This window comes from Aminobacter sp. P4_H6_2 (assembly GCF_056400805.1).
Window position 1 is genome coordinate 1 of record NZ_JBFUKO010000016.1, and the last position, 26799, is coordinate 26799.

The 26799-nt window shown below is 63.2% G+C and carries 30 protein-coding genes; 12 read left to right on the forward strand and 18 right to left on the reverse strand.

Features of this window, described 5'->3' with window-relative positions:
* Nucleotides 1-120: 120 nt before the first annotated feature.
* Nucleotides 121-873 carry a crotonase/enoyl-CoA hydratase family protein gene (locus AC1DUU_RS02695; RefSeq protein ID WP_476781872.1) on the reverse strand — a complete coding sequence of 251 codons (753 nt, stop codon included), beginning with the start codon at nucleotides 871-873 and terminating at the stop codon, nucleotides 121-123.
* 25 nt (nucleotides 874-898) lie between these two features.
* Nucleotides 899-2677: an acyl-CoA dehydrogenase gene (locus AC1DUU_RS02700; RefSeq protein ID WP_476781873.1), complete on the reverse strand. Its 1779-nt coding sequence runs from the start codon at nucleotides 2675-2677 to the stop codon at nucleotides 899-901.
* A gap of 180 nt (nucleotides 2678-2857) precedes the next feature.
* On the opposite strand from AC1DUU_RS02700, the gene AC1DUU_RS02705 reads away from it, so the two are divergent.
* Together AC1DUU_RS02705 and AC1DUU_RS02710 are read left to right on the forward strand one after the other, a co-directional pair.
* Entirely contained in the window at nucleotides 2858-3073 is a 216-nt protein-coding gene (locus AC1DUU_RS02705) for a hypothetical protein (protein WP_476781898.1), read from the forward strand.
* A 99-nt stretch (nucleotides 3074-3172) separates the two neighbouring features.
* Complete coding sequence (locus AC1DUU_RS02710) at nucleotides 3173-4330, forward strand: glycoside hydrolase family 25 protein (RefSeq protein WP_476781874.1); 1158 nt, start codon at nucleotides 3173-3175, stop codon at nucleotides 4328-4330.
* Here the strand turns inward: AC1DUU_RS02710 and purD are convergent.
* From purD to AC1DUU_RS02725, 3 genes are all read right to left on the reverse strand, one after another.
* Nucleotides 4327-5604 (reverse strand): phosphoribosylamine--glycine ligase, encoded by a 1278-nt coding sequence (gene purD, locus AC1DUU_RS02715; protein ID WP_476781875.1) that lies wholly within the window; start codon nucleotides 5602-5604, stop codon nucleotides 4327-4329. The two genes, AC1DUU_RS02710 and purD, sit on opposite strands and share 4 nt — an antisense overlap.
* A gap of 113 nt (nucleotides 5605-5717) precedes the next feature.
* Nucleotides 5718-5990: a Txe/YoeB family addiction module toxin gene (locus AC1DUU_RS02720; RefSeq protein ID WP_476781876.1), complete on the reverse strand. Its 273-nt coding sequence runs from the start codon at nucleotides 5988-5990 to the stop codon at nucleotides 5718-5720.
* Nucleotides 5990-6241, reverse strand: a complete 252-nt coding sequence (locus AC1DUU_RS02725) for a type II toxin-antitoxin system Phd/YefM family antitoxin (protein WP_476781877.1) — start codon at nucleotides 6239-6241, stop codon at nucleotides 5990-5992. Before AC1DUU_RS02725 ends, AC1DUU_RS02720 begins: the two co-directional genes overlap by 1 nt.
* A 101-nt stretch (nucleotides 6242-6342) precedes the next feature.
* On the opposite strand from AC1DUU_RS02725, the gene ubiA reads away from it, so the two are divergent.
* Nucleotides 6343-7326: a 4-hydroxybenzoate octaprenyltransferase gene (gene ubiA, locus AC1DUU_RS02730; protein ID WP_476781878.1), complete on the forward strand. Its 984-nt coding sequence runs from the start codon at nucleotides 6343-6345 to the stop codon at nucleotides 7324-7326.
* Between the two features lie 6 nt (nucleotides 7327-7332).
* On the opposite strand, the gene AC1DUU_RS02735 is transcribed toward ubiA, so the two are convergent.
* From AC1DUU_RS02735 to AC1DUU_RS02745, 3 genes are all read right to left on the reverse strand, one after another.
* The gene (locus AC1DUU_RS02735) at nucleotides 7333-7899 is read right to left on the reverse strand and encodes a DUF6101 family protein (protein WP_476781879.1); all 567 of its coding nucleotides are present in this window, start codon (nucleotides 7897-7899) and stop codon (nucleotides 7333-7335) included.
* A 168-nt stretch (nucleotides 7900-8067) separates the two neighbouring features.
* Nucleotides 8068-9498 carry an FAD-binding oxidoreductase gene (locus AC1DUU_RS02740; RefSeq protein ID WP_476781880.1) on the reverse strand — a complete coding sequence of 477 codons (1431 nt, stop codon included), beginning with the start codon at nucleotides 9496-9498 and terminating at the stop codon, nucleotides 8068-8070.
* 16 nt (nucleotides 9499-9514) lie between these two features.
* Complete coding sequence (locus tag AC1DUU_RS02745; RefSeq protein WP_476781899.1) at nucleotides 9515-10453, reverse strand: L-threonylcarbamoyladenylate synthase; 939 nt, start codon at nucleotides 10451-10453, stop codon at nucleotides 9515-9517.
* A gap of 199 nt (nucleotides 10454-10652) precedes the next feature.
* Here AC1DUU_RS02745 and AC1DUU_RS02750 point away from each other — a divergent pair, with 199 nt between their 5' ends.
* Nucleotides 10653-11039 (forward strand): hypothetical protein, encoded by a 387-nt coding sequence (locus tag AC1DUU_RS02750; RefSeq protein ID WP_476781881.1) that lies wholly within the window; start codon nucleotides 10653-10655, stop codon nucleotides 11037-11039.
* A 20-nt stretch (nucleotides 11040-11059) separates the two neighbouring features.
* On the opposite strand, the gene glyS is transcribed toward AC1DUU_RS02750, so the two are convergent.
* The 4 genes from glyS to AC1DUU_RS02770 all read right to left on the reverse strand — a co-directional run bounded on the left by glyS (nucleotide 11060) and on the right by AC1DUU_RS02770 (nucleotide 17658).
* Nucleotides 11060-13351, reverse strand: coding sequence for a glycine--tRNA ligase subunit beta (glyS, locus tag AC1DUU_RS02755; RefSeq protein ID WP_476781882.1), 2292 nt, complete (start codon nucleotides 13349-13351; stop codon nucleotides 11060-11062).
* Nucleotides 13351-14334 carry a glycine--tRNA ligase subunit alpha gene (locus AC1DUU_RS02760; RefSeq protein WP_476781883.1) on the reverse strand — a complete coding sequence of 328 codons (984 nt, stop codon included), beginning with the start codon at nucleotides 14332-14334 and terminating at the stop codon, nucleotides 13351-13353. Before AC1DUU_RS02760 ends, glyS begins: the two co-directional genes overlap by 1 nt.
* Nucleotides 14335-14442: 108 nt before the next feature.
* Nucleotides 14443-16452 carry a tetratricopeptide repeat protein gene (locus tag AC1DUU_RS02765; RefSeq protein ID WP_476781884.1) on the reverse strand — a complete coding sequence of 670 codons (2010 nt, stop codon included), beginning with the start codon at nucleotides 16450-16452 and terminating at the stop codon, nucleotides 14443-14445.
* A 189-nt stretch (nucleotides 16453-16641) separates the two neighbouring features.
* On the reverse strand, nucleotides 16642-17658 hold the full coding sequence (locus AC1DUU_RS02770) for a polyprenyl synthetase family protein (RefSeq protein WP_476781885.1): 1017 nt from the start codon (nucleotides 17656-17658) through the stop codon (nucleotides 16642-16644).
* 149 nt (nucleotides 17659-17807) lie between these two features.
* On the opposite strand from AC1DUU_RS02770, the gene AC1DUU_RS02775 reads away from it, so the two are divergent.
* From AC1DUU_RS02775 to moaB, 6 genes are all read left to right on the forward strand, one after another.
* Nucleotides 17808-18032 (forward strand): putative signal transducing protein, encoded by a 225-nt coding sequence (locus tag AC1DUU_RS02775; RefSeq protein WP_476781886.1) that lies wholly within the window; start codon nucleotides 17808-17810, stop codon nucleotides 18030-18032.
* 2 nt (nucleotides 18033-18034) lie between these two features.
* Nucleotides 18035-18829, forward strand: coding sequence for a tRNA1(Val) (adenine(37)-N6)-methyltransferase (locus AC1DUU_RS02780; RefSeq protein WP_476781900.1), 795 nt, complete (start codon nucleotides 18035-18037; stop codon nucleotides 18827-18829).
* Nucleotides 18830-18934: 105 nt separating this feature from the next.
* Entirely contained in the window at nucleotides 18935-19765 is an 831-nt protein-coding gene (locus AC1DUU_RS02785) for a S49 family peptidase (RefSeq protein WP_476781901.1), read from the forward strand.
* 80 nt (nucleotides 19766-19845) lie between these two features.
* A complete protein-coding gene (locus AC1DUU_RS02790) occupies nucleotides 19846-20031 on the forward strand; it encodes a hypothetical protein (RefSeq protein WP_476781887.1) in 186 nt (61 codons plus the stop codon).
* A complete protein-coding gene (locus AC1DUU_RS02795; protein ID WP_476781888.1) occupies nucleotides 20018-20908 on the forward strand; it encodes a 4-(cytidine 5'-diphospho)-2-C-methyl-D-erythritol kinase in 891 nt (296 codons plus the stop codon). Before AC1DUU_RS02790 ends, AC1DUU_RS02795 begins: the two co-directional genes overlap by 14 nt.
* Before the next feature lie 12 nt (nucleotides 20909-20920).
* Nucleotides 20921-21472 carry a molybdenum cofactor biosynthesis protein B gene (gene moaB / locus AC1DUU_RS02800; RefSeq protein WP_476781889.1) on the forward strand — a complete coding sequence of 184 codons (552 nt, stop codon included), beginning with the start codon at nucleotides 20921-20923 and terminating at the stop codon, nucleotides 21470-21472.
* 16 nt (nucleotides 21473-21488) lie between these two features.
* Here moaB and AC1DUU_RS02805 read toward each other — a convergent pair whose 3' ends face one another.
* Entirely contained in the window at nucleotides 21489-21992 is a 504-nt protein-coding gene (locus AC1DUU_RS02805; RefSeq protein WP_476781890.1) for a glycosyltransferase, read from the reverse strand.
* A gap of 147 nt (nucleotides 21993-22139) precedes the next feature.
* On the opposite strand from AC1DUU_RS02805, the gene AC1DUU_RS02810 reads away from it, so the two are divergent.
* Together AC1DUU_RS02810 and AC1DUU_RS02815 are read left to right on the forward strand one after the other, a co-directional pair.
* Nucleotides 22140-23294, forward strand: a complete 1155-nt coding sequence (locus AC1DUU_RS02810; RefSeq protein WP_476781891.1) for a PA0069 family radical SAM protein — start codon at nucleotides 22140-22142, stop codon at nucleotides 23292-23294.
* Nucleotides 23295-23445: 151 nt separating this feature from the next.
* Nucleotides 23446-24096 (forward strand): ribonuclease HII, encoded by a 651-nt coding sequence (locus AC1DUU_RS02815; protein ID WP_476781892.1) that lies wholly within the window; start codon nucleotides 23446-23448, stop codon nucleotides 24094-24096.
* Between the two features lie 128 nt (nucleotides 24097-24224).
* Here the strand turns inward: AC1DUU_RS02815 and AC1DUU_RS02820 are convergent, their stop codons facing one another.
* The 5 genes from AC1DUU_RS02820 to AC1DUU_RS02840 form a co-directional block, all read right to left on the reverse strand.
* The gene (locus tag AC1DUU_RS02820; protein ID WP_476781893.1) at nucleotides 24225-24704 is read right to left on the reverse strand and encodes a F0F1 ATP synthase subunit B; all 480 of its coding nucleotides are present in this window, start codon (nucleotides 24702-24704) and stop codon (nucleotides 24225-24227) included.
* Nucleotides 24705-24714: 10 nt separating this feature from the next.
* Nucleotides 24715-25314 carry a F0F1 ATP synthase subunit B gene (locus tag AC1DUU_RS02825; RefSeq protein ID WP_476781894.1) on the reverse strand — a complete coding sequence of 200 codons (600 nt, stop codon included), beginning with the start codon at nucleotides 25312-25314 and terminating at the stop codon, nucleotides 24715-24717.
* Nucleotides 25315-25376: 62 nt separating this feature from the next.
* Nucleotides 25377-25601: a F0F1 ATP synthase subunit C gene (locus tag AC1DUU_RS02830; RefSeq protein WP_476781895.1), complete on the reverse strand. Its 225-nt coding sequence runs from the start codon at nucleotides 25599-25601 to the stop codon at nucleotides 25377-25379.
* Nucleotides 25602-25673: 72 nt separating this feature from the next.
* On the reverse strand, nucleotides 25674-26423 hold the full coding sequence (locus AC1DUU_RS02835) for a F0F1 ATP synthase subunit A (RefSeq protein WP_476781896.1): 750 nt from the start codon (nucleotides 26421-26423) through the stop codon (nucleotides 25674-25676).
* Between the two features lie 39 nt (nucleotides 26424-26462).
* A partial coding sequence (locus AC1DUU_RS02840; RefSeq protein ID WP_476781897.1) for an AtpZ/AtpI family protein occupies nucleotides 26463-26799 on the reverse strand: 337 nt, incomplete at its 5' end.

Genomic DNA, 26799 nt, shown 5'->3' on the forward strand with positions numbered 1-26799 from the left:
GGCCATGCCTTCTTCCAGGGTGCACGTAGCCCGAGCAAAACCTGCCCGTGCTGGTTCACAAGAAGCGCACCGACCGTCACCACCGGATTTGTCATCGCGCCGCCTCGTTCACCGGTGCCATCAGCCCTTTTTGCGCGACATGAAGGCGACGAGTGCGGCTTTCGCTTCGTCAGACTTGAGCCGGGCACGGAAATGCGCGCCCTCTTCATTGATGCGTTCAACAAGCGCCGAGCGGTCGCCACGCATCAGGTCGCGGGCGATCTTCAGCGCTTGCGGCGGCTTGGCTGCGATCTCGCGGGCAGCGGCAAGTGTTGCCGCCTCCAGCTCATCTTCGGCGACAACCTTGTAGATCAGCCCCGATGCCTGCGCGCGCTCGGCCGAAAAACCCTCGCCGAGCCCGAGCAAAGCAAAGGCGCCCTGGTAGCCAAGCACCTGCGGCGCAAGCAGGCTGGAGCCCGCCTCTGGCACCAGGCCGAGATCGACGAAGGGCGTGCGGAACACCGTGCGCGGGGTGGCGAAGGTCAGGTCGCAATGCAGGTTGATGGTCGTGCCGATGCCAACGGCGATGCCGTCGACACCCGAGATGACAGGCTTTTCGGTCTTGGCGATCGCCAGCAGGAAATCCCACACCTCGCCGCCGCCTTCGCCGCCGGTCGCGATCACCATGAAATCGGCAAGGTCGTTGCCGGACGAAAACGCGCCGGGCACGCCAAGGAAGACATGGCAGCGCACGGCCGGATCGGCATCGCCTGCGGCAAGTGCTGCCGCCATCTCGGCATACATCGCGCGCGTGATGGCGTTTTTCTTGTCCGGACGGTTCATCCGGATGATCTGCACGGCGTCCTGCCGCTCGATGAGAATGTGGTCGCTCACTTCAGTCTCGTCCTCGTCCCAGATGTCACGCCGAAATCAGCGCCGTGGCGGCAGCGGCAAGGCTGCCCGCGCCACCGGTGATGCGATCCTTCAGTGCCCCCGTCTCGCCAAGCAGGTTTTCGGCAAAGAACCGGCAAAGGGCGATGCGGTTCTGATCGCCGTTGGCAAGGGCAGCGCGCGCCAGATAGGCGCCACCGGCCACCAGCGCGAACAGCCTGAGATATGGCGTAGCGCCGGCCAGGGCATCGTCCGTTCGGCCGTCGCTGAGCTTGATTTGCAGATCGCGCGTAGCGTCCTGCAGATCGTCCAGCGCCTGATCGAGATTGAGCGCGGTGCGGCCATAGGCTTCGCTATTCATCGCAGCCACCGCGATGCCAATACCATCCAGCTCCCTGATGTAGCCGAATACATGCTCGCCGCCGCCGAGCGGCAGCTTGCGGGTCACCAGGTCGATCGCCTGGATGCCGTTGGTGCCTTCATAGATCGGAGCGATGCGGGCGTCGCGCAGAAGGRCCGCGGCACCGGTCTCTTCGATGAAACCCATGCCGCCATGGATTTGCACGCCGAGCGAAGCGACGTCGACACCGACATCGGTGGCAAAGGCTTTCGCGACCGGCGTCAAAAGATTGGCACGGTCCTGCCAATGCGCCTTGTCCGCACCCTCCGAAACCCGAGCCATGTCGATGGCGTGCGCACAGGAATAGGCAAGGGCACGCGCGGTTTGTGTCAGCGCCTTCATGGTCAGCAGATTCCGCTGCACATCGGGATGATGGACGATGGGCGCCATGCCCTCGCCCTTGTAGGACGACGCCTTGCCCTGGCGCCGGTCGTTGGCATAGGCGAGCGCCTTTTGGAACGCGGTCTCGGCAATGGCCACGCCCTGGATACCGACCAGCAAGCGGGCATTGTTCATCATGGTGAACATGCAGGCGAGCCCGCGATGTTCCTCACCAATGAGCCAGCCAACGGCGCCCGGCTCGCGGTCCTTGGCAAAACCATCGCCATAAATCATCGTGCAGGTTGGCGAAGCATGGATGCCGAGCTTCTCCTCGAGGCCCGAGCAGAACACGTCGTTGCGCTCACCCGGCGTGCCGTCCTCGTTGAGCAGGAATTTCGGCACCAAAAACAGCGAGATGCCGCGCGTGCCTGCTGGCGCATCGGGCAACCGCGCCAGCACCAGATGAACGATATTGTCGGTAAAATCGTGCTCGCCATAGGTGATGAAAATCTTCTGGCCGAAGATGCGGTAGGTGCCGTCGTCGGCCCGTTCGGCGCGCGTCCGCAGGGCCGCAAGGTCCGAACCGGCCTGCGGCTCGGTCAGGTTCATGGTGCCCATCCACTCGCCGGAGACGAGCTTGGCGAGATAGGCCGCCTTCAGCTCCTCGGAGGCATGCTTTTCCAGCGCCTCGACCGCACCCATGCTCAAGGTCGGACCGATGCCAAAGGCCATCGAGGCGGAGTTCCACATTTCAAGGGCTGCGACCCCCATCATGGTCGGCAGGCCTTGCCCGCCATATTCCTCGGGACCGTTCAGGCTGTTCCAACCGCCTTCAGTCCAATGCTTGTACAGATCCTTCCAGCCGGGAGGCATGGTCACCGCAGCGTCCTTGAGCCTGGCGCCGGTGCGGTCGCCGACCTTGTAGAGCGGTGCCACCTCCTCGGTGGCGAAACGCCCGGCCTCGCCCAGGATGGCGTCGATCAGGTCCTCGCTGAGGTCGCCGAAGGTGCCGGCGTCGAGCGCGGCCTTCAGGCCCGCGACATGCTTCAGCGCAAAGGCTATTTCTTCCACCGGGGCGCGATACATGACGCTTCCTCCTGCCTGTCCTGATGAACTGCTGTCGCGGCCTCACCACCGCCTGCCACGCACACTAGCCGTCTTCCTTCAACGAGGGGAAGTGACTTTTGACGTAAACGTCAAGTTTTTGGCCGCACTTTGCACCAAAGTCTCAGGTGGGTAGAAGTCGCGAAATCGAAGAGGATGACCATGCTCGCCCGGCCCGACGCCTATAGCTGCATCGAATGCGGCCTGCCCTACCGTTCCGAAGGCTTCTGGTATCACGGCGGTAAGATCGAGGACGGCGCGGCCTACTGGACGGATCGCGGCATCCTGTGTTCGCCGAAATGCTCGCTCGCGCACCATCGCAAACGCGCGGCCGAAGGCACGCTGCCGACCACGCCCGCGCCTGATCCGTTTGAGTGACACCCCGTCACTGTCGCTTTCAACCTAGGGACGGTGGAGCTTCATCAGTATTTCCTTAACCATGGCGGTCCACCATCGGTTCGTCACCGAGGATCGCCTTTGAGGGGACTGGCGTCTAAGCTTCACCGACTTGCGCTCGCTGCGCTCACCGCCGCGTGGACATTCCACCTTCCAGTCGTCTCCCATGCCTCCGACTTCTCCGAACCGTGGAAGAAGGTCGACCGCGCGCTGGTCATCGACGCCTACGAATACAACTCCATCGACTGGCAGAAGCTGTCGGGCGACAAGCGCATCGTCGGCTTCATCAACAAGGCCTCGGACGGCCTGCCGCCGCCCTATTCCTGCTCCGGCGAGGAAACAGCCTACAAGCTGTGCAAGGCACTTTGGAAACGCCATGCGGTGGCCCGCGAGTTGTTCCACACGCGCAAGGTGGTCGCCAAGGCGCTTGGCCTCAAATGGGGCGCCTACCACCTCGCCCGTCCCGGCAATCCGATCGAGCAGGCCGACAACTTCCTCGACTTCGCCGAGCCCGGCCCTGACGACCTGATGGCCATCGACATCGAGGAAAACGATCCGACCAAATGGATGTCGCTGGAGGACGCAGAGCTGTTCGTGCGCCGCATCTTCTCGCGTACCGGCCGCTACCCGATCCTCTACACCAATGGCACGACATCGCGTTACATCGCCGACAATCGCTACCGCTACCGGCTCTTGTCGCGCCTGCCGCTGTGGTATGCGCGCTACAAGCCCGAGATCGGCATCCATTTTCCGAAAGGCAACTGGCAAGGCTATTCGCTGTGGCAATTCTCGGCGCAGGCCAATTGCGGCATCCGGCGCTGCCCCTACCGCGTCGCCGGCACGCCCAACGACATCGACGTCAATGTCGCGCCGATGGACGCGGACGGCCTGCGCAAGGTCTGGCCATTTGGCCAGCTGATCGAGACGACCGACGAGTTCATGGTCAATGTGCCAGTGCCGATCGCACGCGATCAGGGCCTCAAGGGCGAAAGCCGCATCACCTATGCCTCGGTCGCCTATCCGGTGCGGCTTGATCTTCTCGCCGAAACGCTGCGGTCGAGCTGGAACAAGGCAGTTCTCAGCGCCCTGCCGGCGATCAAGGTTCCCGCCAGCCGCTACGCCAACGGCATGGCTGAATATGCCGCTGCCAGGCTCGACCAGCGCCTGCGCGCAAGCAGCAAGGCTGAACTCGATCCGGTCGCGACGGCTTCCACCGAACTGGACAGCGCCGGGCGCTAAGCCTGCTGTTCGCGCTCCACGGCGCGCCAGCCGATATCGCGGCGGCAAAATCCCTCCGGCCAATCGATCTGGTCGATCGCCGCATAGGCTTTTTTCTGCGCTTCGCTGACGCTGCGGCCTGTCGCCGTGACATTCAGCACGCGCCCGCCATTGGCGACGATCTTGCCATCCTGAACCGCTGTCCCGGCATGGAATACCTGGGCGCCTGACGCCTCGGCCTTGTCGATACCTGATATCACCGAGCCTTTTTCCGGCGTGCCAGGGTAGCCCTTGGCCGCCATCACAACCGTGAGTGCCACCTCGTCGCGCCAGCGCGCCGACACATGCGCCAGCTGGCCGTCGGCGGCGGCGTTGAGCAGTACGAGAAGGTCTTCCTTGAGCCGCATCATCAGCACCTGGCATTCCGGGTCGCCGAAGCGGGTGTTGTATTCGATCAGCTTCGGCCCCTCGTCGGTCAGCATCAGGCCGGCAAACAGCACGCCGGCAAACGGCGCACCCATATCGGCCATGCCGCGCATCGTCGGCTCGATGATCTCGCGCATCGTCTGTTCGATCAGCTCGGGCGTCATGACGGGAGCGGGAGAATAGGCGCCCATGCCGCCAGTATTGGGCCCGACATCGCCGTCGCCGACGCGCTTGTGGTCCTGTGCTGTGCCGAAAGGCAGGGCGGTCTTGCCGTCGCACAGGCAGAAGAAGCTGGCTTCCTCCCCGGTCATGAACTCTTCGACCACCACCGAAGCGCCAGCACCGCCGAACGCGCCATCGAAGCAGCCATCCACCGCTTCCAACGCTTCATCCAGTGTCATCGCCACCGTCACGCCCTTGCCGGCGGCCAGACCATCGGCCTTGATGACGATCGGCGCACCCATCTTTTCGACATAGGCGCGGGCATCGGCGGGGTTGTCGAAACGGCCGTAGGCAGCAGTCGGAATACCGTAGCGGGTGCACAGATCCTTGGTGAAACCCTTGGAGCCCTCGAGTTGGGCCGCGGCCTTGGACGGACCGAAGACACGAATGCCCTCGGCGCGCAGGTCATCGCCGATGCCGGCGACCAGCGGGCCCTCCGGACCTACGACGACGAGATCGATGGCCTTGTCCTTGCAGAACGCTGCTACCGCCGCATGGTCGGCGACATCGAGCGCCACCAGTTCTGCCTCCTGCGCGATGCCCGGGTTGCCCGGCGAGGCATAAAGCTTGGTCAGCATGGGCGACGCCGCAAGCTTCCAGGCCAGCGCGTGTTCGCGGCCGCCGGAGCCGATGAGCAGGATGTTCATGCCAGTGACCTCTTGCCGAAACGGAATGTGATGCACCCGCTATTGGTCGTGGCGGCTAAGGTCAAGGAGAGAACGAGCTGCCGATTGTCAGCAGTCGATGAAACGGCGACCAGCTACCTGTCATAGTGATAGCGGCATGCGGCAATCTCCAGCGCCTGCGTTTCGCCTTTTCCGGTCACCCGGTAGATGAAGCGGTGCTCGCGCGTGATGCGTCGGGACCAAAAGCCTGAGAAGTTGCCAGAAAGGGGTTCCGGCTTGCCGATCCCAACGAAGGGCGACCGCATCGTATCCTTGATAAGCTCATTTATCCTGTCACAGACAGCCTTGTCGCTCTGCTGCCAAAACAAGTAGTCAGACCACGAAGCTTGCGAGAAGATGATCCGCATTACCCGATCGAATCTCGCTCAACCACCTCGCCAGCATCGAGCTCTGCAATCGAACGCTGGAGATGCTCAGCATTGGCGCGAGAGCTCAGCAGGTGCAGGGTCTCGCGGAGACCTTCGAGCTCGGAAAGCGCCATCACCACCACAGGCTCATGATTTTGTCTCGTGACGATCAGCTCGGTCCGGTCTTCCTCGACCTTGTCGAAGTGCTTGGCCATATTGGCGCGCAATTCGGTAAGCGTAACGTAGGTCATGTCGACCTCCTTGATCCATATCTGTACATATATACGTACGCATAATCTATATCAAGCCTGAGCGTCTTGACGCCCGCGCGCGCCGCTGGCACTCCCAACACATGGAACAGATCCAATCGAAAGCCGGCCAGGGCCGGGTTGCCGACGCCCCCAGCGGACACTGGGTCTACCGCGCCTTGCCGCGCGGGCTGTGGCCCTATGCACAGCTCGCGCGCTGGGACAGGCCGATTGGCTGGGTGCTGTTGCTCTGGCCTTGCTGGTGGTCGGTTGCCATGGCGGCAAGCGCGTTTGCGCGGCCAGGCGACAGCCTGATCTCGCTGTTGCCCTCGCCGTGGTTCCTGGCTCTCTTCCTTGTCGGCGCCATCGCCATGCGCGGCGCCGGCTGCACCTACAACGACATCGTCGACGAGGGCATCGACGCTCAGGTCGAGCGCACGCGTTCGCGTCCGCTTCCCTCCGGCCAGGTCAGCCGCCGTCAGGCGTGGGTATTCCTGGTGCTCCAGGCACTGGTCGGGCTTGTGGTGCTGTTGCAGTTCAACAGCTTCACTATCCTGCTCGGCATCTCGTCACTGGCTATCGTTGCGATCTACCCGTTCATGAAACGCTTCACCAACTGGCCGCAGTTCGTGCTCGGCCTTGCCTTTTCCTGGGGCGCGCTGATGGGCTGGGCGGCCGAGTTCGGCGACATCGACGGCCCGGCCGTGCTGCTCTATTTCGGCTCGATCATGTGGGTGATCGGTTACGACACGATCTACGCCCACCAGGACAAGGAAGACGACGCGCTGGTCGGCGTGAAATCGACCGCGCGTTTCTTCGGCGAAAACACCAAATCATGGCTGGTCGGGCTTTATGCCGGCGCGCTGATGCTGTTTGCCACAGCCTTTGCCATCGCACAGGTGCCGATGCCCGCACTCGCCGGCCTGGTTGCCGCCGGTGCGCATATGGCAAGGCAGATCATCACGCTCGACATCGATGATCCAGACCAGTGTCTCAGGCTGTTCAGGTCGAACGGCCAGATTGGCTGGATCATCTTCATTGGTCTGGTCTGCGGCGGCGCCTGGGTGGCGCTGAAGCCGCTGATCTAGTTCGCGTCATGCCCGGGCGATAATCTCTTCACCGTCGATAACGAGCCGAACACCGAGCGTGCCTGATTTGCGGCGGGCGAGGAAACGCGGACGGCGCATGCGCGACACGCGGCCCTTGCGGCGTTCCTGCGGCGGCATGGTCTTGATCGCCGCGCCGAGCGACTCTTCCAATGTGCGAGCAACACCGTCCGCCTCGATCAGCAGCATCGGCAGGTTGTAGAAATCAGCCCAGGYGCGCCAGTCGGCGGCAACGTCCTCGAGATCGTCGGCGACCAGTAGCGGCACCGAAAGCATCGGATCGTTGTGCAGCAGTTCCAGCGTCACCGTGACGTTGAGATCCTCGTCTTCCATGGCACGCGCAGCGACACCACGAAAAGCGCGCGCCGGCAGTGCGATGGCGGCGGGCAGCCCGCTCTGCGCCAGCACACGGCGGATCACCGCGCCGCGGTGGTCGATCGTGAAGGTGACGTCGCCAAGGTCATCACGCGTCGTGTAGCTGACCTTCTGCGGCAAGCGGAACGGGTCGAGGCGCATGTTGCGTCCCGCCCAGACTGGCTTCAGTCCGGTGTTCATATTGTGCCTTCCTGTTATCTCCTGAGAGCCGGTTTCCGGTCTCTCCGGACCAGTTTTCCCGGTCTCGTTGGGAAGGACACTAGCGGGGGGTCCTTACCGCCCCACTTAAGAAATTGGGTTAAATTTTGCTGATCTCTCCGATGGTTATCGGAATGCCACCAGAGACGTTCAAATCGTCTTGCCGGGGTTCATGATACCGGCAGGATCGAACGCCGACTTGATCCGGCGCATCAGGTCGATGGCGATGGGTGGTGCTGTGGCGATCAGCTCGTCACGCTTGAGCTGGCCGATGCCATGCTCGGCCGAGATCGAACCGTTCATCGCGCGCACAACGTCATGCACCGCCTTGTTCATCTGGSGGTACAGGCCGAGGAATGACGCGCTGTCCATGCCGACCGGCTGGGAGATGTTGTAGTGCAAATTGCCATCGCCCATGTGGCCGAAGCAGACCACCCGCGCCTCGGGGCAGACACTTGCCACGGCAACCGCGCCTTGTTCGATAAAGGCGGGGATGCTGGCGATCGGCACCGAAATGTCGTGCTTGATCGACGCACCTTCGGCCTTTTGCGTTTCCGGCAGCATCTCGCGCAGGCGCCAAAATTCGTTGGCCTGGCCGACGCTCGCGGCAATCGCCGCGTCGCCGACCTGCTCGGCCTCGAAGCCGGCTGAGAGAATATCCTCGATCAGCGTGCGGGCATCCTCAGCCGAGCGTCCTGACGAGATTTCCATCAGCACCTGCCAGGGCCAGTCGCCTTCCAGCGGCGGACGCGCGTCGGGAATGTGGCGCATGGCAAATTCCATCGGCAGATGCCCGATCAGCTCGAACGCGGTCAGGGCGCTGCCGGCAAGGCCCTGGGCACGGTCGAACAGCGCAAGGGCAGCGTCGGGCGACGCCAGGCCGACCCAGGCAACCTCGCGGCCCTTGGGCTTGGGATAGAGCTTGAGCACGGCAGCGGTGATGACGCCGAGCGTGCCCTCGGCACCGACGAACAGGTTCTTCAGGTCGTAGCCGGTGTTGTCCTTCTTGAGCTTGCGCAAATCATCAAGCACCTCGCCGGTGGGCAACACCACCTCGACGCCGAGACAGAGTTCACGCGCATTGCCATAGGCGACCACGCCGGTGCCGCCGGCATTGGACGACAAATTGCCGCCGATCTGGCACGAACCCTGCGAGGCAAGCGAAAGCGGATAGAGCCGGTCGACGTCGTCAGCCGCCTTGTGCAGCACATCGAGCACGACGCCAGCTTCGGCGATCACCGTATTGGACACCGGATCGATCTCGCGAATGCGGTTGAGCCGCGACAGCGACAAAACGACCTGTCCGCCCGAATGGTCGGGCACCTGACCGCCGACCAGGCCGGTATTGCCGCCTTGCGGCACGATCGGCGTGCGGGTTTCGGTGGCGAGCCTCATGATCGCACTCACCTCCTCGACATTTGCCGGACGCAGCACCAGTGAGGTCGCGCCCGTGAACAACCCGCGCGGTTCGTGCACATAAGGTTCGATGTCGGCTTGCGAGCGGACCGCATAGCGGTCGCCGACGATGGCGGTAAAGCGCTCGGCAAGCGCGGGATCGAGGCCGGAGAGATTCTGGGTCATGTGATGAAAGCTAAGTTCAGATGTGGGGAATGTCACGCGGTGCCGCGGCGCGCGCCAGCCTGTCGTTGATCGCCTCGCCGAGTTCGTCTGATGGCACCGGCTCGACGGCGATCAGTTCGGCGCCGCTGCGGTCGAGCGCTTGAAGATGGGCAAACAGATTTGTCGCAGCTTCGCGCAGGTCGCCGGCCTCGGACAGGTTGAGGAAAGCGCGCGCCTGCTGCCAGCCCTCGGCGCGATTTGGGCCGAACCCCAACAGCGCCTCCCCTGCCTGAATACGCACGGCATTGAGCCGCATCTGCGCACCGGGCGCATAATGCGAGGCCAGCATGCCCGGCGCCTCGATGCCGGCAGTCATGCCGCGCAGCAAGGGCATACCGGCGACAGCTTCGATTTCACCTGCGGGAACACCGCCTGGGCGCAGCAGACGCACCTTGCCGTCCTCGACCTTGACGATGGTCGACTCGAGTCCAACCGACGTCGCGCCGCCGTCGACGACCAGCGGAATACGTTCGCCAAGGTCGCTCGCCACCGCCTCGCCGCTGGTCGAGCTGATCTTGCCCGAGCTGTTGGCGCTGGGGGCCGCCAGCGGGCGCCCGAGTTTTGCAATCAAAGTTCCGCCAAAGCCCTTGGGCATGCGCAGCGCAATCGTGTCGAGCCCGGCCGTCACCAGCGGATGGATGCCCGAACCTGGGCGCAACGGCACGACAAGCGTCAAAGGCCCCGGCCAGAACTTTTCGGCGAGCTTCCTCGACAGCGGATCGAACACGCCGATGCGTTCGGCCATGGCCATGTCGGCGACATGGGCGATCAACGGATTGAAACGCGGCCTGCCCTTGGCCTCGAAGATGCGCGCGACCGCCTCGCCATTGGTGGCATCGCCGGCCAGGCCATAAACGGTCTCGGTAGGTATGGCGACGACCTCGCCCGCGCCAAGCAGCGCCAGCGCCCGCTCCATTGCCTTGTCCGCTGCGATCAGTTCCGCCACGTCATAGCTTCCAGTTGCATGCCCGGTCCCTAGCCCGCCTCAGGTGCTGCGACAAGGCGCGGCGCCCAAGATTCAGCCATTGCCTAAAATGCGCGGCATCTTCGCAAGCCGGTTGCAACTGACAGCCAGCTACATTGCRCCTTAGGGTTGCTTCAACTCCGGGGGCCAAATGCGTCTGTTTGCTGCGTTTCTTGCGGCCGGTATCTCGATGTCCGGTACTGCCTATGGGTCTTCGATCATCGTTGTCGAAGGCGATGGCACCAGCCCGTCATCCGTTCTGGTCGACGCTCCAAAATCGGCTGGCAGGTCGATCGTCGATGTCGGTGTTCCATCCATCGATACAGGCAAGGTCGCGGCAATCGACGCCTCGGCCAAAATCTCCAACGCCAAGGCGGGCGGCGAACTGATGGTCATCCGCGGCGGTGACGTTGGCAGTGCATCGCCTGAGCCGGCAGCCATGGCGCCCGCGCAGCAAGCTGCGGCAGGCGATCAGGCGCCGTTGCCAAACGACAGCACGGCGCCCGTCGAGGAAACGGTATCAGCCGAACCTCAATAGCCGGGTTTCGCTCTGTCCACTCAACCCGCGATCTTGGAGAAGTCGGCGACCTGATCGGTCGCGGTACGGATGCGGGCGAGCAGCGCCAAGCGATTGGCGCGGACGGCTACATCCTCATCATTGACGAGAACTTTCTCGAAGAATGAATCAACCGGTTCACGCAACACGCTCAGCGCGCGCATGGCGGCGGAAAAGTCTTCATTGCGAATTGCTTGACCGGCTTCGCTGACGGCCTGATCCACCGGCGCAAACAGCGCGCTCTCCGCCTCTTCGCGGAAAAGAGCCGCGTCGACGGCGTCGGCAACCTTTGTCCCCTTCTTCTCCTCGGCGGCCAGGATATTCGCGGCACGCTTGGTGCCGGCGAGCAGGTTCTTGCCGTCTTCGGTGTCGAGGAACTTGCCAAGCGCTTCGACACGGCGGGTGATGGTCAAGAGGTCGTCGGCATCAGGCGTGATCACCGCGTCGATCAGATCGTGGCGGGCGCCAAGCTCGCGCAGATAGACCTTCAGGCGATCATGGAAGAACGCGATCAGGTCAGCCTTGAGCGGCGCCACACGATCAATCGTCTCCTTGCGCAGCTCTGCCTCGAAGGCGGCAAGCGCATTGTCGACATCCTGTTCGCCGTCGACATCGCCGCTGTCGATGGCGGCCTGCGACGCTTCGAACGCGGCGAGCCGGCGCTGGACGGAAGCCTCTTCAAGCTGTCGCAGCGCGGCGTCAAACAGCTGCTGCAGCGGCAGGCGACCGCGCGCCGACAGGATGATCCTGACGATGCCGAGTGCTGCACGACGCAACGCGTAAGGGTCCTTCGAACCCGTCGGCTTCTCGTCGATTGTCCAGAAGCCGACCAGCGTGTCGAGCTTGTCGGCGAGCGCCACCGACACCGAAACCGGGTCGGCAGGCACGCGGTCGGACGGGCCTTGCGGCTTGTAGTGTTCTTCGATTGCCGCAGCGACCGAGGGGCTTTCGCCCTGCAGCAACGCATATTTGCGACCCATCGCGCCTTGCAATTCGGGGAACTCGCCAACGACTTCGGTCTGGAGGTCCGCCTTGGCGAGCACAGCCGCGCGGTCAGCCAGCTTCGGCTCGGCGCCGACAAGCTTTGCGATCTCGCGCGCCAGGCCACGAATGCGCTGGACGCGCGCGCCTTGGGTCCCGAGCTTGGCATGGAAGGTCACGCCGAGATGATCAAGACGGGCCATGCGCTGGTCAAGCGGCTTCTTGAGGTCGAGCCCGAAGGCCCCGGCCGACTGTTTTAGCGTATCAAGGTCAGGCAGATCGTGCTGGTCGGTGTTCCAGAAATAGAGTGCATCGGAGAGTCGCGCGCGCACCACCTTGCCGTTGCCGTGGGCGATCTCCTTGCCACCGTCCTTGGCCTCGATGTTCGAGGTCAGGATGAAGTGGTTGGACAGCGCGTCCTCGCTGCCATGCGGGCGCGTCACAAAGCATTTCTGGTTGGCGCGGATGGTCAAGCGGATGACCTCGGCCGGGATCTGCAAGAAGGCATCTTCGAAGGTGCCCATCAACACGACTGGCCATTCGACCAGGCCCGCAACCTCTTCCAGCAGCCCCTCGTCCTCGACAAGGTCGAGCCCATTGGCGAAGGCGAGATTGCGCGCGTCGGCGACGATCATCTCCTTGCGGCGGTCCGCATCGATGACGACCTTGGCCACCTCGAGCTTGGCGGCGTAATCCTCGAAACGCCGAACCTTGATGGCCCCGGGCGCGTGGAAACGATGGCCATAAGTGACGTTGTCGGAACGGATGCCGTCGACTTCGAAGTCGACCACGACCGGCTCCTCGGTCTCGGGACCGAAGGTGCAGACGATCGACTGCAGCGGGCGCACCCAGCGCAGGCTGCCGGGCTTGGCTGACGCCGGGCCCCAGCGCATCGACTTCGGCCACGGGAAACTCTTGATGATCGTCGGCATCAGCTCGGCGATGATCTCTTCGGCCGAGCGCCCGGGCTTGGAAATGTGGGCGACGTAGAAATCGCCCTTCTTGGGATCGCTGTGGACATGTGCCTCGGCAATCGAAGCGAGGCCGGCGCCGCGCAAAAAGCCCTGGATCGCGGCTTCAGGCGCCTTGGTGCTCGGGCCCTTGCGCTCTTCGCGAATGTCCTTGGAGCGCGCAGTCAGCCCTCTGATATCGAGTGTCAGCCGGCGCGGCGTCCAATATTCGCGCGCCGCCTCATAGGTGAGGCCGGCTTCGACAAGACCATCGGTCAGCATCTTCTTGAGATCGCCCGCGGCCTTGCGCTGCATGCGCGCGGGGATTTCTTCGGAACGAAGTTCGAGCAGCAAATCCGGCATCAGAGTTTCTCCATCCGCATGCCATCTTTCTTGTCCGTCATCGCGCCTTCGGCGCTGCCGCCCGCTTCCGTCAGCAGGAACGCCTCGCCGCACATCTTGGCGAGATTGCGCACGCGCAGGATGTAGCTCTGGCGCTCGGTGACCGAGATCACGCCACGCGCATCGAGCAGGTTAAGCAGATGGCTCGCCTTGATGCACTGGTCATAGGCCGGGAACACCATCTTGTGGCGATTGCCACCTTCGGCAGGCGCGCCGGCATCGAGCAGCGCCTTGCACTCGGCTTCGGCGTCGGCGAAATGCCTGAACAGCATGGCTGTGTCGGCGTGCTCGAAATTGTGCCGGGAATATTCCTGTTCGGCCTGCAGGAAGACTTCGCCATAGGTGACCTTGTCGTCGCCTTCGAGGCCGTTGAAATTGAGGTCGTAGACGTTATCGACGCCCTGCACATACATCGCCAGGCGCTCGAGACCATAGGTCAGCTCGCCGGCGACAGGTGCGCATTCGATGCCGCAGACCTGCTGGAAATAGGTGAACTGCGACACTTCCATGCCGTCGCACCAGCACTCCCAGCCGAGCCCCGCCGAACCGGTTGTCGGGTTTTCCCAGTCGTCCTCGACAAAACGGATGTCATGCACCAGCGGGTCGATGCCGATCGCCGCCAGCGAGCCGAGATAGAGCTCCTGGAGGTTAGCCGGGTTCGGCTTCAGGATCACCTGATACTGGTAATAATGCTGCAGCCGGTTCGGGTTCTCGCCGTAACGGCCGTCCTTGGGGCGGCGCGAGGGCTGCACGTAAGCGGCATTCCAGCGCCTGGGTCCAAGCGCGCGCAACGTGGTTGCAGGATGAAGCGTTCCCGCGCCCACTTCCATGTCATAGGGCTGGAGAATGATGCAGCCCTGCGCGGCCCAGAAATTGTGCAGCGTCAGGATCAACCCCTGAAACGAACGGCTGGGGTGCATGTGGGCGGGCATTGGGTTGGTCACGGGCGAAGCTCGATCATTGGCGCGCGCCCCGCACGACTGCGGGACCGCAAGACGGTTCGTCCTAGTCCGGCCTTCGGCAAGGGTCAAGCAGTGGCCGCGCGATGCGGCTCACTTGCCCGGCAGCTGAAGTTCCTGGCCCGGTGCGAGCCGGGCGGGGTCGCCGCGCAGCTGCGGGTTGAGGTCGAGGATCTCGCGATAGCGGTCGCCATCGCCAAGCACCTCGTTGGAGATCGACCACAAGGACTGGCCGCGCAGCACCTTGTAGGAAGCCGGGATCGCCTGAACCGCGGGCTCGGCCGCAGGCGTCTCCGCCTCGCTCTTTTTCTGGCTGTCCGGTGCCGGTGCCGCCGGCTTGATCTCGGTCACCGGCGGCTTGGCCGGGGCTTCCAGGGCCGTGGGCTTCTCGGGCAGTGGCGGCAGGCCGTTGGCGAGCTTCTTTTCGACCTCGGCCAGGACGTTCGGCTCCGGCTTCATGTCGCGTGCATGGCTCCACTGGAAGGTCGCCTCGAGCTTGCGCCCGGCACGCCAGTAGGCATCGCCAAGGTGGTCGTTCAGCACCGCATCGTCGGGCTTGAGCGATACGGCGCGCTCCAGTTCGCGCACAGCGTCATCGTAGCGGCCAAGGCGGTAATAGGCCCAGCCGAGCGAATCGATGATGTAGCCGTCGCTCGGCCGCAGATCGGCGGCCTGCTTGATCATCCCGAGGCCCTCCTCGAGATTGGTATTCATGTCGACCCAAGAATAGCCGAGATAGTTCAGCACCTGCGGCTGATTGGGGAACAGCTTGAGCGCCTCGCGGAAATTCGGCTCGGCCTTGGGCCATTCCTTCAGCCGCTCATAAGCGATGCCGCGCTGATAAAAGATGTTCCAGTTGGCGTTGGTCGGCGTCTTCAGCACGCCAACCGCCTTGTCGTAGACGTCGGCTGCCGCGCGGTAGTTTTCCGTAGAGGCATAGACCCCGCCAAGCGCCAGATATCCGCGCATGTCGTCGGGATTGGCATCGACCAAGGCCTTGAGATGCGTGATCGCCTCGTCATGACGCTTGAGGTCGGCGAGGTTGAGGCCAAGCTGTAGCTCCGACAGCCGCTTCAGCGGCGACGTCGCCGGCACGCGACGATAAAGTGCTATCGCCGCCTCGCTGTCCTGCTGCTGCTCGGCGATGGCTGCAAGCTGAACCAGAAGTTCGTCGCTCTCGGACTTCAGCGCCAGCGCATATTGCAGATAAAGCCGGACGAAAGGCTCGCCGCCGCCGCGATTGAGTGCGGTCGACAAATTGAGCAGGATTTCGGCGGCACCGTCATTCGGGCCGGTCACCAGAGGCGGGATCTTCTCGCCCTTGGTGATCTTCTCACGCAATGCTGAAATCGGCAGCTTGCCGGGCGCGAACTCGTCGGCACGGTCGAGGATCGCCAGAGCTTCGGTCTTCTTGCCGGTGCGTGCCAGGAAGCCGGCATATGCCTCGGCCGCGCGCATCCAGGTCTCGGGTGCCGCACTGCCGGCGCCAACATTGTCGATGGTTGCGCGGTAGATTTCGTTGGCCTTGTCGTTCTTGCCGGTCGTCTCGGCAATCAGCGCCTGGTGATAGGTCTTGAACAGATCATACCATTCCGGCCCCTGGAGCTTGTCGAGGAACTGCAGCCCGTCGCCGCCACGGCCTTCGCCCTGCTTGGCCCAGGCAGTCATGGTGCCAGTGATCAACCGGTCCAGATCGGATTCGAGGGCCAGCTTGAGCCATTTCTCTGCGGCTTCGTAATCCTTTTTGCGGAACGTATCGACTGCCAGCGCCAGCCGCGAGAAACGTTCCACATCGGGAACCGTCTTCAACATCTCGGCGTAAGGCAGCGACTCGTCGAACCGACCCTGCGCGATCAGCGCCAGCATCACACTTTGCTGAAGCGCGGTATCTGCGGGATCGAAGGCCAGGGCGCGTTTGTAATAGGCAATCGCACTGTCGAGATCGTCATCGGCTTCAGCGACGCGTGCCGCCAGATAAGCCCCTGAAAACGAACTGATTTCGACCGGCTCGGAGACCTGTTTGGCATATCCGGGCTGGGTCAGGGCGGTAAAGCCCGCAAGAGCTGCCAGGCCCAAAAGCCAGATTGCGCGTCGCTGCCGCATGAATGTCCTTCCTAGTCAGGTCGTATGGTCATCATGACACCCGCGAGGCGGGATCTGTGGCCGCAACTTGGTTTTCGTTGCCAAGCATGGCCTTTTTGGGGTCGCGCTTCAATCCGCCACCACTTCACAATCCGACAACCGGCTTAAGGTTTCCAGAATATGTGCGCCAGAGTGGCGCCATTTCCGACTTCAGACGACGCGGCTGATGCAGAAATCGATGACGTCGAGCAGGGCTGCCTTCTGTGGCGTGGATTCGAGCGGCGCAAGTGCGTCGCGCGCGATCTCGCCAAAGTGGCTGGCGCGGCCGATCGTATCGGCGATGGCACTGTGGCGCACCATCAGGCCGACAGCCTTTTCAAGTGCGGCATCGTCGGAAACGCCGTCCTCGATGGCGCTCTTCCAGAAAGCACGCTCGGCGGCAGTGCCCCGGCGATAGCTCAGGATGACCGGAAGCGTGACCTTGCCCTCGCGGAAATCGTCGCCGACATTCTTGCCGAGGTCCTTGCTCGACCCACCATAGTCCAGCGCATCGTCGATGAGCTGGAAAGCAAGGCCAAGGTTCATGCCGTAGGAGCGAAGGGCTGCCTTGTCGTTCTTTGACGCACCCGCGATCACCGGCCCGACTTCGGCGGCAGCCGAAAACAACGCAGCGGTCTTGGCTTTGATGACGGCAAAATGCTCGTCTTCGGTGGTTTCGAGGTTCTTGGCCGCCGCAAGCTGCATGACCTCGCCCTCGGCGATGATCGATGCGGCGGAAGACAAGATATCGAGTGCTTCGAGCGAGCCGACCTCGACCATCATGCGGAAGGCCYGGCCAAGCAGGAAATCGCCGACCAGCACGCTTGCCTGGTTGCCCCAGATGGTGCGCGCGGTCTTCTTGCCCCGGCGCAAATCGCTTTCATCAACGACGTCGTCATGCAGCAGCGTTGCCGTATGCATGAACTCGACCGACGTGGCGAGCCTGACATGGTGCTCACCGGAATAGCCGAACATCTGGGCCGCAGCGAGCGTCAGCATTGGACGCAGGCGCTTGCCACCCGACGAAATGAGGTGGTTGGCCACCTCCGGGATCATCTCGACATCGGATCCGGCCTTGGACAGGATCAGCTCATTGACCCTGGTCATGTCGGACGAGGTCAGGTCGATCAGGTCCTTGATCGACGCGGTGTCCCGCTTTCCCTTCTCGATGTTGAGAACGACACCCAAGGCCAACACTCCCAATTACACAAACGCGTGGTCGCGCGCGTATCTCTTAGGCGATTCTAGGGCGGCATGCACCGTGCCCGCAAGTGGCGAATTGGCGCGGTGCAACAGGTAGCGTTTACTTCGTCGCGCCAAACTGCGAATTTCACCACATGATCGAACTCATCCGCACCAACGACGCCGTCATCATCTCCTTTGTGGAATCGCTGCTGCGCGACGCGCGTATCAGCTGCTTCGTCGCCGACCAGAACATGAGCGTGCTCGACGGTTCGATCGGCATCCTGCCGCGCCGCATCATGATCGACGAGGACGACGCCGACGAAGCGCGGCAGCTGCTCACCGATGCTGGTATCGAGCACGAAATCCACCGGAAGTGACCATTCAGCCGACGCAAACCGAAGATTTGGAGCTGCCGCCGCATTCGGTGGACGCCTTCCATCGCGGCGACTTCTGGCTGGTCCAACCCAAGAACGATGGACATCGCGCCGGCATGGACGCGCTCATGCTGGCCGCTGCGGTGCCGGACGCCTTTTCCGGCCGGCTCGCCGATTTCGGTGCCGGCGCCGGTGCCGCGGGCCTTGCGGTTGCCTCACGCTGCAAGTCGGCACAGGTGCTTCTGGTCGAACTCACTCCGGAAATGGCAGCGTTCGCCAAGGCAACGCTAGCCCATCCCGGCAACGCACAGCTCGCCCAGCGCACCTCCGTTCTCGTCGCCGACGTCGGCCTATCGGGCAAGGCACGGACAGAGGCCGGGCTCGCCGACGCCTCGCTCGACTTCGTCATCATGAACCCGCCTTTCAACCCTCAGCACCATCGCCCGACGCCTGATGCACTGAAGCGACAGGCACATGTCATGGAAGACGGTCTGTTCGAAAACTGGATCCGAAGTGCCGCTGCCATGGTCAAGCCACGCGGCGGCTTCGCCGTCATCGCAAGGCCAGAACAGCTGGTACCGATCCTGACGGCCATGGACGGGCGCTTCGGCAAGGCCGAGATCGTTCCGGTGCATCCGCGCGAGGACGCGGCAGCGATCCGCGTCATCATACGCGCGGTGCGGGCCTCGCGGGCGCCGTTGGCGCTATGCCCGCCACTGGTGCTGCATGAGCAAAACGACAGCTTCTCGCAACGTGCCCAAGACATAAGCAGCGGCCGCTCGTCGCTTTTCGGCGATTGAGCAACGCTCGAGCATTGCGGATGTCACAAGAATACATACATCCCGCATGACACTGACCGGAGAGACTAAGTGAAGAACCCGTTCCGCCGCCTGCTGCCGAAATCCATGCGTGGCGGCGAAGTCGTCATTCCTGTCATCAGGCTGCAAGGCGCCATCATGTCGGGTGGCGGCCAGTTCCGCCCCACTCTTTCGCTCGCAACCACCGCCGGCCTGATCGAAAAAGCCTTCTCGATCACCAGCGCGCCGGCTGTCGCCATCTCGATCAATTCGCCCGGCGGGTCGCCGGTGCAGGCGCGCCTGATCTACAAGCGCATCCGCGACCTCGCCGCTGAGAAAAACAAGAAAGTGCTGGTTTTCGTCGAGGACGTCGCTGCCTCAGGCGGCTACATGATCGCGATTGCCGGCGACGAGATCATCGTCGACCCCTCCTCCATAGTCGGTTCGATCGGCGTTGTCTCATCATCCTTCGGCTTCACCGAGCTGATCAAGAAGATCGGCGTCGAGCGCCGCGTCTATACCGCCGGTGAAAACAAGGCGACGCTCGATCCGTTCAAGCCGGAAAAGAAAGAAGACGTCGAGCGGCTAAAACAGCTGCAGCTTGAGGTCCACCAGACCTTCATCGACATGGTCAAGGACCGCCGTGGCGCCAAGCTCAAGGACGATCCAGACCTGTTCACCGGCCTGTTCTGGTCGGGCAAGAAGGGGCTGGAACTCGGACTGGTCGACTCGCTCGGCGACATGCGCACCGTGCTCAGGGACCGCTATGGCGCCAAGGTCGAGCTCAAGCTGATCACCGCACCGCGCGGACTGTTCGGCCGCAGGCTGGGCCTGGGCTCGTCAGCCTTGGGCTTCACGCCCGAGGTCGCAGGCGCGGTCGCCTCAGGGCTTGTGGATGCGGCGGAAGAGCGCGCGCTGTGGAGCCGGTTCGGCCTTTGAAAAAACAGAGATAGCGGATTATCATTGAGGGGAAACCCCGACTGGCCGGAACGCGGCCCCCCGACGGGAGGAGAATGACGATGCCTCAGCTCATCTTTTTCGTGCTTGTCGGCGTGGTGGCATATATCGGCTATCGCTCCTTCATCAAGGAAGCCAACCGGGTGACCGCCAAGGTGCGCCGCAGCGAAAAGCAGCGCCAGACCGGCGCCAACGGGACTCTCGTCAAAGATCCGGAGACCGGCGAATACCGGCTTGAGAAAGACTGACGACCAGCCCGTGACCTTGAACAGCGTTGCGCTCGCCGAACTCGCCGCGGCCAAGATCAACCTTGCACTGCATGTCACCGGCCAGCGCGCCGACGGCTACCATCTGCTCGACTCTCTGGTCGTATTCGCCGAACTCGGCGACCGCATCACCGTGACTGCCTCAAATGAGGACCGCTTCTTCGTCGACGGTCCATTCGCTGGCGATGTGCCGCGCGACGGCGGCAATCTCGTCCTGCGCGCCCGCGACGCGCTGCGCACGGCCTTCCCCGCTCACACCACCGAACCGGTTTCGATCTCGCTCGAAAAGAACCTGCCGGTCGCTTCCGGTATCGGCGGCGGGTCGAGCGATGCGGCCGCCACCTTGCGAGCACTCAAGCAGCTTTGGCGCATCCCTGCGGATGCGGCAGCGCTGGCGAATCTCGCCTTGCCGCTCGGCGCCGACCTGCCGATGTGCCTGACAGGGCGCCCGCTGTTTGCGCGTGGCATCGGCGAACAGCTCGAACCTGTCACGCATTTCCCCGCGCTTCATCTGGTGCTGGTCAATCCGGGTGTCGCCGTCGAGACCCCGAAAGTATTCCGTGCGCTGGCCTCGCGCGACAACCCCGCACTTGCGCCGCTCGACAGCGCCGACACGGTGCTCGACTGGCTCGCCGCCACCCGCAACGACCTGGAACCGGCGGCGATCTCAATCGAACCCTCGATCACTGAGGTACTTTCCGCCCTTCGCCGGTCTGGCGCTGCCTTCGCCCGCATGTCGGGTTCCGGCGCCACCTGCTTCGGCATCTTCCACGGTGCCACTGCTGCCTCGCGCGCTGCCGAGGCAATCTCAGGCGTACACCCCAACTGGTTCAGCGCCGCGACCACGACCCGGACCTAGGAGCCCAAGACAATGGCAAGCGAGCCCCGCCCCTTCGTGCCTGTCCGAATCGCGGTGCTCACCGTGTCCGACACGCGCACGCAGGCAAACGACAGATCGGGCCAGACGCTCGCCGACCGCATCACCGAGGCCGGTCATGTGCTGAAGGCACGCGACATCGTCACCGACGACAAGGACCAGATCCGCGACCGCGTCACCACCTGGTCGCTCGATCCCGAGATCGACGTGATCATCACCACCGGCGGCACCGGCTTCACGGGACGCGACGTCACGCCAGATGCACTGGAGCCGATCTTCGAAAAGCGGATGGACGGTTTCTCCGCCCTCTTCCACCGCATCTCCTACGACAAGATCGGGACGTCGACGATCCAGTCACGCGCCACCGGCGGCGTGCTCAACGCCACTTTCGTCTTCGTGCTGCCGGGTTCGCCAGGCGCGTGCCGCGACGCCTGGGACGGCATCCTCAAGGCACAGCTCGACTACCGCCACATGCCGTGCAATTTCGTGGAGATCATGCCGCGCCTCGACGAGCATCTCAGGCGCGGTGGGGCCAAGCCGGCGTGATATTCGACTGAACCAGTTAGCGCTGCGCGACGACGATTTCTGCGTCGAGCGTTTTCATCGCCAGCCCGCGCGCGATGCCTTCGGCATCGGCTCCGTTGCGGCCCAGAACCGCCGCTTGCTTCTTGGTGATGACCAGCCCCTGCTCCAGCGCGCGCGGCCGTGAGGTCACCCGCTCCCAGAACGGCCGGTTGCTCGCTCTTGAGCGCGTAAAGCGCGCGGCCATCGCCAGCCGGCTCATATGGCGCACGACGCTCTCGGTCCAGCCCTCGGCAAGGCGCGCGCCGGGCTCGATCAGAAGCAGCCAATCGCTCTTGGCCTGCGCTATGCCTGCCTGAATGCCGCCGCTGGCGACATAAGCACAGCCGGCATGCTCGGCGACATAATGGGTCTGGTCGGTCGAGCCGCGGTCGCAGACGATCACCTCGCGCACGACACCTTCGACCGCACCACCGACCAGCGAGGCCAGCGTACGCGCCAGCCCCTCCTCGTCGTCCTTGGTCTCGATCAGAACGCTCAGCATATCTAGCCGCATATCCGAAAGCCGGCYCAAGCGCCAGCTTCTCTGCTCCTACCACAAAGTTCTTGCTTTGTTCTCTTTTTCACAATAGGAATAGTTTCATGCCGAACGAATCGACGGGCGGTGCTTTTCCCTTCGGGAGATAGTGAAATGGAACCCATTGCACGGGCCGATATTGCCGCTTTCAAGGGCGGCGGAGCCGGAATGGCCAATGCCATGATCGAGGAAAGCGGCCTGCGCATCAATCACGAGCGCAGGCGCGGCCGAGGTGCTGGCGTCAATCCTTCCGGGCGCTACGAGCCGGTGAGCCGCCACGTCTTCGACGATGGCTGGAGCACGCTTGAGGAGCTGCCGCCTTTCAAGACCGAGGTCCAGGTCGAGAAGCCGCGCACCATCATCACCCGCAACGAGTCGCCCGACATCTCCTTCGACCGCTCGATCAATCCCTATCGCGGCTGCGAGCATGGCTGCGTCTACTGCTTCGCCAGGCCGACGCACAGTTATATGGGCCTGTCGGCTGGGCTCGACTTCGAGTCCAAGCTGTTTGCCAAGCCCGATGCGGCAAAACTGCTCGACCGCGAGCTGTCGAAGGACGGCTACCAGCCGCGAACCATCGCCATCGGCACCAACACCGACCCTTACCAGCCGATCGAAAAGCACTGGCGCATCATGCGCGAAGTGCTCGAAGTGCTGGAGGCGCGCAACCATCCGGTCGGCATCGTCACCAAGTCGGCAATGGTTGTCAGAGACATCGATATCCTCAGCCGCATGGCCGAGAAGGGCCTGGCCAAGGTCGCGCTTTCGGTCACCACGCTCGACCGCATGCTGGCCCGTACCATGGAGCCACGTGCCGCGACCCCGACCAAGCGGCTTGAGGCGATAAGGCAACTGTCCGATGCCGGGATTCCCGTCTCGGTGATGGTCGCCCCCATCATCCCCGGCCTCACCGACCAGGAGATCGAACGCATTCTCGATTCGGCAAAGGCCGCGGGTGCGACCGGCGCAGGCTACGTCATCCTGCGCCTGCCTCTCGAAGTCAGCCCGATCTTCAAGGACTGGCTGCTGCGTCATTATCCCGACAGCTATCGCCATGTGCTGTCGCTGATCCGCTCGATGCGCGACGGCAAGGATTACGATTCGGAGTGGGGCAAGCGCATGAAGGGCAAAGGTCCCTATGCCTGGCAGATAGGCCGCCGCTTCGAGATCGCCGCCCAGCGCCTGGGCCTCAACGCCGTGCGCACGCCGCTCAGGACCGACCTGTTTGAAGCCGCCCCCAAGGACCAGTTGCAGCTGACGCTGCTTTGACCGATACGGCGGACCGCATTGCCGGTCCGCCTCCACCACCCCGTCCGGCCCCTCCCCGTGGCCAGCTGACGGTGTACCTTTCCTGACCGCCGCCCCAATCGGTCGGGAAAGACTTGCGGAGAATCGGAGCCGATGCGAGCATCGCCGCAATATGGCTCGACCGCGTTCCGATTCTCCGCCCCTCTTCGAATTCATCGAAAAGCCCGACTTCGCCTTCGAAAAGAAGGCGATGGCAGCTGGCCTGTGGCCATGCGCGGGGCTCGACGAAGCCGGGCGTGGGCCACTTGCCGGCCCGGTCGTGGCGGCTGCCGTCGTGCTTGACCCCGACAACATTCCAGCTGGGCTTGATGATTCGAAGCGTCTTTCGGCGGTGCAGCGCGAGAAGCTGTTTGACGAAGTGCTTAGCAAGGCGCTCGGCGTCGCTGTCGCATCCGTCTCGGCCGACAGCATCGACCGAAGCGATATCCGCAAGGCCAGTCTCGAAGCGATGCGGCGGGCGCTGGCAGGCCTGCCCATGATTGCCAAATCAGCGCTCGCCGACGGCCGCGACGTCCCGCCCGGCCTTGCCTGCACCTGCCGCGCACTGGTCAAGGGCGATCAGCGTTCGCAATCCATTGCCGCGGCTTCGATCGTCGCCAAGGTGACACGCGACCGGATGATGTCTGCCTGCGGCTCAAACGACAATCGCTACGGCTTCGAAGTCCACATGGGTTACGCCACCGCGCGCCATCGCGCCGCGATCGTCGAGCACGGCGCGTCGCTTCGCCTGCACCGCATTTCCTTCGCACCGTTCAGGGACTGATCGCCCCCAACTTCGAGGCGCGAAGGACGCACTCGCCTCGGACTGCCTCCACGAACTCACCGTCAGGCAACAAAAAAGCCGCCGGAAATTCCAGCGGCTTTTTTTCATATTCGTTTGGCCTGCTCGACTTAGTTGAGCTTGGCCTTCAGTTCCTGAACCGAACCCTTGAACAGCTCGGTGCTGGTCTTGGCGTCCACTTTGCCGCCAAGGATATGGCGGGCCGCCTCGACCGCAAGGTCGACTGCGCTGGCGCGGACTTCGTTGACCGCCTCGCGCTCCGCCTGGCCGATCTTCTGCTCGGCAAGCGCGGTCCGGCGAGCAACGTACTCTTCGGTCTTCTTGTGTGCTTCTTCAGCGAGAAGGCTGGCTTCGCGCTTGGCCGACTCGACGATGTCGGCGGCTTCCTTCTCGGCTTCCTTGCGCTTGCGCTGATACTCGGCGAGCAGCTGCTGGGCTTCTTCACGCAGCTTGCGTGCGTCTTCGAGCTCGGCGCGGATGCGGTCGGCACGCTCATCGAGCGATTTCGACAGCATGCCCGGCACCTTCAGGTACAGGACAAGTGCGATGAAAATGACGAGAGCGACTGTGGCCCAGAATGTTGCGTCCATGGCCTTGCTCCTACTTGCCCGCTGCCTTGACGGCAGCAGCGATGTCGGCCTTGTCGACCTTGCCGGCACCCAGAGCCTGGACGATCGCCGCAGCGGTGTCCTCAGCGATGGAGCCCACTTCCTTCATGGCGTTAGCCTTGATGGTAGCAATGCGAGCCTCAGCCGTGGTGAGCTTCTGGTCAAGCCCGGCTTCAACTTCCTTGCGCTTGGCTTCGGCTTCCGCCTTGGCAGCGTCGCGTGCTTCCAGGCCGATGACGTTTGCCCTGGCTTTCGCCGCGGCAAGCTCCTGCTCGTAAGCGGCAACCGCCGCATCCGCCTCGGACTTCATCCGGGCGGCCTGGTCGAGATCCCCTGCGATGCGATCGCGACGCACCTCAAGGATACCGCCGACACGCGGCAGCACGGCGTTTTTCAAGAAGAGATAAAACAGGCCGAAAGTGATCGCGAGCCACAAGAGCTGCGAAGGATAGGACGACGAATCAAAGGGCGGGAAAACGCCTTTTGCGCCGTGCTCAACGCCCGTGCTCGTGTGAGCCCCGGTACCGGCATCGGTCTGAGTTGCTCCAGCCGCAGGAGCGACTTCCTCGGCATAACCCGGTGTGACAAACATCTCTTTCCCCTGTCCATCCTACCGGCCGCAACGCGCGGCCGGTTCAATCGCTTAGCCGGTTCTCAGGTGAAGAGGAGCAGCAGGGCGATGAGGAGCGAGAAAATGCCGAGAGCTTCGGTCACGGCGAAGCCGAAAATCAGGCGGCCGAACTGGCCATCAGCTGCCGACGGGTTGCGCAGTGCGCCCGACAGGTAGTTACCGAAAATGCTACCGAGGCCGATGGCTGCGCCACCCATGCCGAGGCAGGCGATGCCTGCGCCGATTGCCTTTGCTGCGTCTACTTCCATTGTCCAACTCCTTGTGGATCGAAACTTAGTTGCGATTTCCCCACCGGCGGCAAGCCGCCGACGAATTCTTGCTCAATGGCCCGGATGCAGGGCGTCGTTGAGGTACATGCAGGTCAGCACCGCAAACACATAGGCTTGCAGGAACGCGACCAGGACTTCCAGACCGGTGATGGCGACCGTCATCAGCAGCGGCAGCAGCGAGCCGGCAACTCCGACAGCGCCGAGCGCGCTAAGGGAGGTCACAAAACCGGCAAAAACCTTAAGCGTGATGTGGCCAGCCAGCATGTTGGCGAAAAGACGAACCGACAAGCTAACCGGGCGCGACAGGAACGAGATCACCTCGATCAGCACCACCAGCGGCACCAGGATCCCAGGCACGCCTTGCGGCACGAACAGTTTGAAGAAGCCGAAGCCGTGCTTCATGAGGCCGTAGACAACGACCGTGCCGACGACCAGCAGCGCCAGCGCGAAGGTGACGATGAGATGGCTGGTGACGGTGAAGAAGTAAGGGAACAGGCCGAGCAGGTTGGCGACGAGCACGAACATGAACAGCGAAAACACGAACGGAAAGAACCGCATGCCTTGCGAGCCGGCGGCGTCGCGCAGCATCGAGGCCACAAATTCGTAGGACATTTCCGAAACCGACTGCATGCGGCTCGGCACCAGGCCGCGGCTCGACGTCGTCAGGAACAGAAAGGCTCCGGCGCAGACCACTGTAGCGACCATGAAGGCAGCCGAATTGGTAAAGGAGAAATCGAGGCCACCGATCTCGATCGGAATCAATTTCGAGATCTGAAACTGATGAATAGGATCGTTGGCCACGCTGGCCCCCCTTCGCCTAAATTGCGCCTTGCAGCGCTACTATTTCTTTTCCGGCTCGTCCGGCCGCTTATCGGCCGACCTGATGCCGGCTTCCGTAACCATTCCCGCTGAACGCAGGACATTGAGCACACCGGCACCGAAGCCAAGCAGCAGAAACACGATCAAGCCCCAAGGCGACGTGCCCGCCAGCCGATCGATGATCCAACCCAGACCGACACCCACCGCGATCCCGGCGATGAACTCGCTGGACAGCTTGAGTGCCTGGCCGTAGCCGGTCACACCGTTCGACTCTGTACCGTTCTTCCCCTCGTGGCTTGCCGGGCGTCTTGTCGCAAGTGTTGCTTCAAGCTTGAGCCGGCGGCGCTCGAGTTCATCG

Bases quoted from the DNA above. Each gene is read 5' to 3' on its own strand.
- AC1DUU_RS02705 (WP_476781898.1), top strand. From the start codon at position 2,858: ATGCTCGCCCGGCCCGACGCCTATAGCTGCATCGAATGCGGCCTGCCC.
- AC1DUU_RS02765 (WP_476781884.1), bottom strand. From the start codon at position 16,452: ATGCGGCAGCGACGCGCAATCTGGCTTTTGGGCCTGGCAGCTCTTGCG.
- AC1DUU_RS02810 (WP_476781891.1), top strand. From the start codon at position 22,140: ATGGAACCCATTGCACGGGCCGATATTGCCGCTTTCAAGGGCGGCGGA.
- AC1DUU_RS02830 (WP_476781895.1), bottom strand. From the start codon at position 25,601: ATGGAAGTAGACGCAGCAAAGGCAATCGGCGCAGGCATCGCCTGCCTC.
- AC1DUU_RS02775 (WP_476781886.1), top strand. From the start codon at position 17,808: ATGATCGAACTCATCCGCACCAACGACGCCGTCATCATCTCCTTTGTG.
- AC1DUU_RS02725 (WP_476781877.1), bottom strand. From the start codon at position 6,241: ATGACCTACGTTACGCTTACCGAATTGCGCGCCAATATGGCCAAGCAC.
- ubiA (WP_476781878.1), top strand. From the start codon at position 6,343: ATGGAACAGATCCAATCGAAAGCCGGCCAGGGCCGGGTTGCCGACGCC.
- purD (WP_476781875.1), bottom strand. From the start codon at position 5,604: ATGAACATCCTGCTCATCGGCTCCGGCGGCCGCGAACACGCGCTGGCC.
- AC1DUU_RS02720 (WP_476781876.1), bottom strand. From the start codon at position 5,990: ATGCGGATCATCTTCTCGCAAGCTTCGTGGTCTGACTACTTGTTTTGG.
- AC1DUU_RS02790 (WP_476781887.1), top strand. From the start codon at position 19,846: ATGCCTCAGCTCATCTTTTTCGTGCTTGTCGGCGTGGTGGCATATATC.
- moaB (WP_476781889.1), top strand. From the start codon at position 20,921: ATGGCAAGCGAGCCCCGCCCCTTCGTGCCTGTCCGAATCGCGGTGCTC.
- glyS (WP_476781882.1), bottom strand. From the start codon at position 13,351: ATGCCGGATTTGCTGCTCGAACTTCGTTCCGAAGAAATCCCCGCGCGC.
- AC1DUU_RS02785 (WP_476781901.1), top strand. From the start codon at position 18,935: ATGCGTGGCGGCGAAGTCGTCATTCCTGTCATCAGGCTGCAAGGCGCC.
- AC1DUU_RS02745 (WP_476781899.1), bottom strand. From the start codon at position 10,453: ATGGAGCGGGCGCTGGCGCTGCTTGGCGCGGGCGAGGTCGTCGCCATA.
- AC1DUU_RS02805 (WP_476781890.1), bottom strand. From the start codon at position 21,992: ATGCTGAGCGTTCTGATCGAGACCAAGGACGACGAGGAGGGGCTGGCG.
- AC1DUU_RS02820 (WP_476781893.1), bottom strand. From the start codon at position 24,704: ATGGACGCAACATTCTGGGCCACAGTCGCTCTCGTCATTTTCATCGCA.
- AC1DUU_RS02750 (WP_476781881.1), top strand. From the start codon at position 10,653: ATGCGTCTGTTTGCTGCGTTTCTTGCGGCCGGTATCTCGATGTCCGGT.
- AC1DUU_RS02825 (WP_476781894.1), bottom strand. From the start codon at position 25,314: ATGTTTGTCACACCGGGTTATGCCGAGGAAGTCGCTCCTGCGGCTGGA.
- AC1DUU_RS02815 (WP_476781892.1), top strand. From the start codon at position 23,446: ATGGCTCGACCGCGTTCCGATTCTCCGCCCCTCTTCGAATTCATCGAA.